The 5,512-nt window shown below is 69.3% G+C and carries 3 protein-coding genes and 4 pseudogenes; 1 reads left to right on the forward strand and 6 read right to left on the reverse strand.

Annotated features, from left to right (window positions below; genetic code table 11):
- Positions 1-87: 87 nt before the first annotated feature.
- A pseudogene (locus AC07DW_RS33285) lies at positions 88-198 on the forward strand (IS30 family transposase); the annotation flags it as partial.
- A 131-nt stretch (positions 199-329) separates the two neighbouring features.
- Here AC07DW_RS33285 and AC07DW_RS33290 read toward each other — a convergent pair.
- The 6 genes and pseudogenes from AC07DW_RS33290 to AC07DW_RS33315 form a co-directional block, all read right to left on the reverse strand.
- Positions 330-1,365, reverse strand: a pseudogene (locus AC07DW_RS33290) (IS110 family RNA-guided transposase); the annotation flags it as partial.
- A gap of 97 nt (positions 1,366-1,462) precedes the next feature.
- Positions 1,463-2,279 (reverse strand): annotated as a pseudogene (locus AC07DW_RS33295) (ATP-binding protein).
- Positions 2,276-3,775, reverse strand: a complete 1,500-nt coding sequence (locus AC07DW_RS33300) for a Mu transposase domain-containing protein (protein ID WP_478861360.1) — start codon at positions 3,773-3,775, stop codon at positions 2,276-2,278. Before AC07DW_RS33300 ends, AC07DW_RS33295 begins: the two are co-directional and overlap by 4 nt.
- A 295-nt stretch (positions 3,776-4,070) precedes the next feature.
- Positions 4,071-4,256 (reverse strand): annotated as a pseudogene (locus AC07DW_RS33305) (IS110 family transposase); the annotation flags it as partial.
- A gap of 205 nt (positions 4,257-4,461) precedes the next feature.
- Positions 4,462-4,722: a hypothetical protein gene (locus AC07DW_RS33310; RefSeq protein WP_478861361.1), complete on the reverse strand. Its 261-nt coding sequence runs from the start codon at positions 4,720-4,722 to the stop codon at positions 4,462-4,464.
- Between the two features lie 52 nt (positions 4,723-4,774).
- Complete coding sequence (locus tag AC07DW_RS33315; RefSeq protein ID WP_478861362.1) at positions 4,775-5,284, reverse strand: Mu transposase domain-containing protein; 510 nt, start codon at positions 5,282-5,284, stop codon at positions 4,775-4,777.
- Positions 5,285-5,512 lie beyond the last annotated feature (228 nt).

The following is a 5,512-nucleotide window of genomic DNA, read 5'->3' on the forward strand; positions in this document are numbered from 1 at the left end:
GACGGCCAACTCTTCGGACAAGTCACTTCCTGGACCCGCCAGAAGCGAGCCTACGCCACCACCCCATGCGGCTTGACAAACACAGAGGCACCGAAAGGAACCGACCTGTCCCGGTGGTCGGCCGAGGACCTCGAAGCCGTCGCCGACCAGCTCAACCGCCGCCCACGCAAAACGCTCGGCTGGGAGACCCCCGCCGAGCGCCTGCATAACTACTCGCCGCCTGATCAAACCGACCGTGTGTTGCAACGACCCCTGGAATCCGCCAGGTCCGGGGGGTGCCTCTATGTCCTTCGTCAAGGCATCCCTGTCGGGTTTGGGTGGGTTCGGGGTCATGTGGCGAGCTCGACGTCCTTGGGCTCGCGGGTTTCGTAGAAGGTGCCGTCTCGGAGCATGGCGAACAGGACGCTGATGCGTTGGCGGGCAAGGGCTTGGGTGTGAGTTTTGCCGCGGGCCCGTTGCTTGTCGTAGTAGATGCGGGAGGCTGGATCGGCATTCATGCAGGCGAAGGCGGAGAGGAACATGGCGCGTTTGAGCTGCCGGTTGCCGCCTCGGGGGGCGTGTTCGCCGTGGACCGAGGTCCCCGAGGACTTGGTGGTGGGTGCGAGTCCGGCGCAGGAGGCGAGGTGGGCGGCGGTGGGGAAGCTGGTGCCGTCGCCGGCGGTGACCAGCAGGGCGGCGGCGGTCCTGACGCCGACGCCGGGCATCGACGTCAGGACCTTCGAAAGAGGGTGAGCCTCCAGCAAGCTGTTGATCTGGGCTTCCATCGCCCGGCGCTGGGTGTGGACGGCGGCGAGCTGGCCGGCCAGGGAGGGGATCACGATGTCCAGGGTGCCGGTGCCCGGGACGACGACGGTCTGCTCGTCCAGGGCGTCGAATACGTCGTCGATCAGCCGTGCGGCCATGCGCGGGGCCATCGGGCGGATCAGCTCGCCGAGTCTGCGGCGGCCTGCCTTGCGCAGGGCGGCCGGGGAGCCGTATCGCTCCAGCAGCCAGGTCACGGCCTGGTGGTCGAGGCGCGGTCCGAGGACGGCGTTCCAGGCTGGGGTGGAACTGGGTGAGCAGGCCGCGTATGCAGTTGGAGGTGCGGGTGGCCTCGGCGGCGAGGTCCTGGCCGGAGCCGGTCAGCACGGTCAGCTCGGCGGTGATCTCGTCGGTCAGTTCAAGCGAGCGCAGCGTGTGCGGCATCGTCCGTGCGGCGTCCGCGATGACGGCCGCGTCCTTCGCGCCGGTCTTGGCCTCGCCGGGGTAGAGGCCGGCGATCCGCCGCATGGCCAGGCCGGGCAGACAGGCGACACGGCAGCCCGCGTCGCGGGCGGCGGTCAGCGGCAGGGCACCGATGGAGGCGGGCTGGTCCACGATTGTCAATGGACCTGGGCATCTCCCCAGTGACGGACTGCTCTCCTCCCCGCTGGTGGACATCAAAGTTCCCCACGGATGGACATGCAGTTTCCCCAGGTGAGAGCTACTTCAAGGCGACCACCCCCTCGCCGGCGGTGGCCTGGGTGAGCCGGAACGAATCACCCTGGGTGACCACGACATGAGCGTGGTGGAGAAGCCTGTCGACGGTCGCGGTGGCAAGGGTCTTGGGCATGATCTCCTCGAATCCGGCGGGATGAAGGTTGCTGCTGACGGCGAGGGAGCGTTTCTCGCAGGCGGCGTCAACCAGGCGGTAGAAGCCTTCGGCGGCATCCACGGAGACGGGCAGGAGCCCGATGCCGTCGACGATGAAGAGGTCGGCTCTCATGATTTTCTGCATGGCTCTGGTCATGGAGTCGTCCGCGCGGTGGCGGCGGACCAGGACGCCGGGGTCCTCGATGGTGAACCAGCAGGTTGTCATCCCGGCCTCGACGACCGCGTGCCCGAGGGCTTCGCACCAGTGGCTCTTGCCCGTGCCGGAGGGGCCGGCCACGCAGAAGTTCTCCCGGCAGGTGACCCATTCCAGGCTCCGCAGGGCGGACTGGGTGGCCAGGGGGATGGAGGACTTCTTCTCGTCCCAGACATCGAAGGTCTTCCCGGCGGGGAAGCCGGCCTTCTTGCGGCGGGCGGCGGGCGGCGGGCATCGCGGCATCACAGCCGGCGGCCTCTTCGGCCAGCAGCACGCGTACCAGTCCGGCGGGATCCCACCGCTGGGCCCGCGCGGTGGGGATCAGCCCGGTCAGCTGCTTTCCCAGGTGGGGCAGTCGCAGACGTCGGGTCAGTTCTATCGCCTCGTCCAGTGCGTCCCCGGCCGGGCCGGTGACCTGGGCGGGGCGGCGGGAGCGTGTGGTGGGGGTACTCATGCGGTCTCCTCCCCGGTTTCGGGGCGGATGCCGCCGAAGTTCGCCCAGGCCGAGGTGCCCGGCTGCAGGCTGTGGGTCTCCGACGCGCGGATCGGCCCGGTCAACTCGCCGCCGCCCTGGGCCTGGTGGGACAGCAGAGACAACAGGTCTCCGTCGGCGAACCGGCCGGTGACCGCCGCGGTGCCCAAGGCCCGGCCGGCGCCGGCGGCGCCGTGCAGCCTGGCCAGCGACACCGCCCCGGCCATCTTCGAGCGCACCCGGTGGGCCCCGAAGGCGCCGGCTTCCATCAGCCAGGAAGCCGCCCCGGGCCCGAGCGCCAGGAACGCGGCCTCGTCCGCGGCGGACGCTTTCGGCGTGCGCACGCCGTGGTGGTCCTTGCGGGGCGGGTAGTGCTCGCCGGTGATCTCCGGGTTGCCGGGAGTGGACCGCTCGTGCCGGGCCACCTCGGCCGGACCGTCCTCGCCGACAGCCGTCACGACCAGCTCGCCGCCGTGGAAGCGGGCCCAGACCCTTGTGCCGGTCAGCTGGTGCGGCACCGGGCAGCGCACTCCCCCGACCGAGATCGTCGCATCCCAGCACACCCTGCGTGTCTCGCCGGAGGCGACGGCGAACGGCGCCTTGGGCAGCACGTGCAGATGCCTGCGTTCCCCGGCCAGCATGTCGTTGGGTATTCGTTTCGTCTCCCGGTGCACTTTCGCGTTGATCTCCTCGGTGAAGGCCCGGCAGGCCGCCTCCAAGTGCCCGAACGTGCCATATTCGGCACGCAGGCTGACCTCGGTTGGGACCAGGTCCCGCCTGGCGATCCGCACCGTCGCCTCGCTGCCGCCCCTGGACTGCCGATCCGCTGGAAGACAGGTACGGATCGCCATCCCGTAGTGGTGCCCGACCTCGGCGATCGCCGGGTTGCGCACCGCGATGCGCGCGACGTGACCGATGGTGACCGTCTTCTCGTTGCCGGTCAGCGCACAGGCCGGTGCCCCGCCGATCCGCCGCAGCGTCGTGTCCAGACACGCGACGATCGCCGGCAGCGTCTTGTCCAGCACCGGAATCACCACCCGGAACCTCGACCAGGGCAGCCACGCGCACCACAGCCAGGTCCGCCGGCCCTTGATCCGTGGCCCCTCGCCCCAGTCCCACTGCAGCCACAGTCCCGGCTCCGGCGTCCACGGCCGGAACACCCTCCGGTTCCCCGCCCGCCACGACGCCTTCGCGGCCGCCACCGCCCGCCGGGTGGTGCGATCGGTGCCGGCGAAACCGAGCGCGGTGATCCTCTCGTGGACCACATCGGCACCGATCTTCGCCTGGGACCGCTCGACCAGTTCCCCGATCTTCGGCAGGAACGGCTCGATCATCTTCGGCCGCTCAAGGCGCCGGGTCGGATCCGAGCCCTGCCCCCGCAACTTCACATACCGCCGCACCGTGTGGTGGTCACACCCGGCCAGCTCAGCCGCCGCCCGATAACTCTTCGTGAGGTCGTACGCCTCAAGAATCTCCATGATCTCCTCATGCGACAAGCGTTAGAACCCAAGGAGCAGAACATGCTCAATTCTGCGGTCCGGCGCCGGTGAGCGGCCAGCAGTTTCGCCAGCATCTGAACGACGTGGCGCGGAACGTCGAGCATGGCAGTTTCTTCGCCCTGTACTTTCCTCCGTGCCTTCACGCAGGCCAGCGAACACGCAGGCCACGATCACGAGACCGGGGACCCTTGCTGTCCGTCACTGGGGAGATCACATGTCCGCCAGCGGGGGTTTTTGAAGTCCGCCACCGGGGAGCTTTCCAGGTCCGCTGTCACACGATCACCAGGACGACGCCGAACTTCGAGGTCAGCTTCTCGAAGACGGCCCGCAGCTTCGGCTCACTGTTGGGCAGCGGCTTGTCGAAGACCTTCTTCCCGGCCGGGGTGAGCCCGTGGCCGTGGTGGGCGGTCTTGCCCACGTCCAGGCCCAGGAACACGCCCACGTCTTCGATCTCGAACATCGTGCCCTTTCAGGGGTGTTGACGGTGCCGGCCTCGGCTCGGGTGTCGTACTCGCGCATCCACGTTATGCAGACCTGCCGCCCGCGAACCGCCCGGCATTGCGCCGGACCGGACGGTGGCCGGACCTCTGATCAGCGTCTCCGACGAACACCCCCGGACCCGGTGACACCACCCCCCAGGTCATGCCTTCGACAGGGGGCAACAGTCATGCCGGGCCCGGAGGCCAGCGACCCCATTGCGGAGCCGCCGAAAACATAACGGGGATCCCGCCGAAGTTCGCCCAGGCCGGGGTGCCCGGCCGCAGGCTGTGGGTCTCCGACGCGCGGATCGGCCCGGTCAGCCCGCCGCCCTGGGCATAGCGGGACAGCAGGGACAACAGGTCGCCCTCGGCGAAAAGGCCGGTGACCGCCGCGGTGCCCAGGGCCCGGGCGGCATCGGCGGCGCCGTGCAGCCTGGCCAGCGACACCGCCCCGGCCGTCTTCGGGCGCCCCGGTGGGCCCCTGTGGCGTCGGCTTCCATCAGGCAGGAGGCCGCCCCAGGCCCGGACGCCTTCGGCGTGCGCACGCCGTGGTGGTCCTTGCAGGGCGGGTAGTGCTCGTCCGTGATCTTCGGGTTGCCGGGAGTGGACCGCTCGTGCCGGGCCACCGCGGCCGGACCATTCTCACCGACAGAGTCACAACCAGTTCGTCGCCGTGGAAGCGGGCCCAGACCCTGGTGTCGATCAGCGGGTGCCGCACCGGGTAGCGCACGCCCTCGACGGAGACCGTCGCATCCCAGCACACCCTGCGCGTCTCGCCGAAGGCGACGGCGACGGCGCCTTGGGCAACACGTGCACCCACCTGCGCTCCCCGGCCAGCATGACGTTCGGTATCCGTTTCGTCTCCCGGTGCACCTTCGCGCTGATCTCCTCGGTGAAGGCCCCGCAGGCCGCCTCCAAATGCCCGAACAAGAACAACGCGACGCGTTCCCCCAGTGGCTCCACACTTACAACCACCACCGCGAACACACCGCGCTCGCAGCCAAATCACCCGCCAGCCGCCCCAACCTCACTGGGCAATATACCTGGGTCTCGCATGCGCTTCTGCAGGTGCCGCCCACGTGAACGACGATGCCTGTGGATTCCGCGCCGTGCACGCCGCCTATTCATTGGCGTACTCCATCCAGTGAGGTTTTCTCGACGAAATTCATCGCCAGGCGTTGTTGAGGACGAGGGCGGCTTTGGTGATGGCGCCGATCCGGCCGGGGCTGAGCGTGAC

It is taken from the genome of Streptomyces sp. NPDC045701, assembly GCF_056432045.1.

What these genes read in the sequence shown, in the direction of transcription:
- AC07DW_RS33300 (WP_478861360.1), bottom strand. Translation starts at nt 3,775, where the DNA reads ATGGAGATTCTTGAGGCGTACGACCTCACGAAGAGTTATCGGGCGGCG.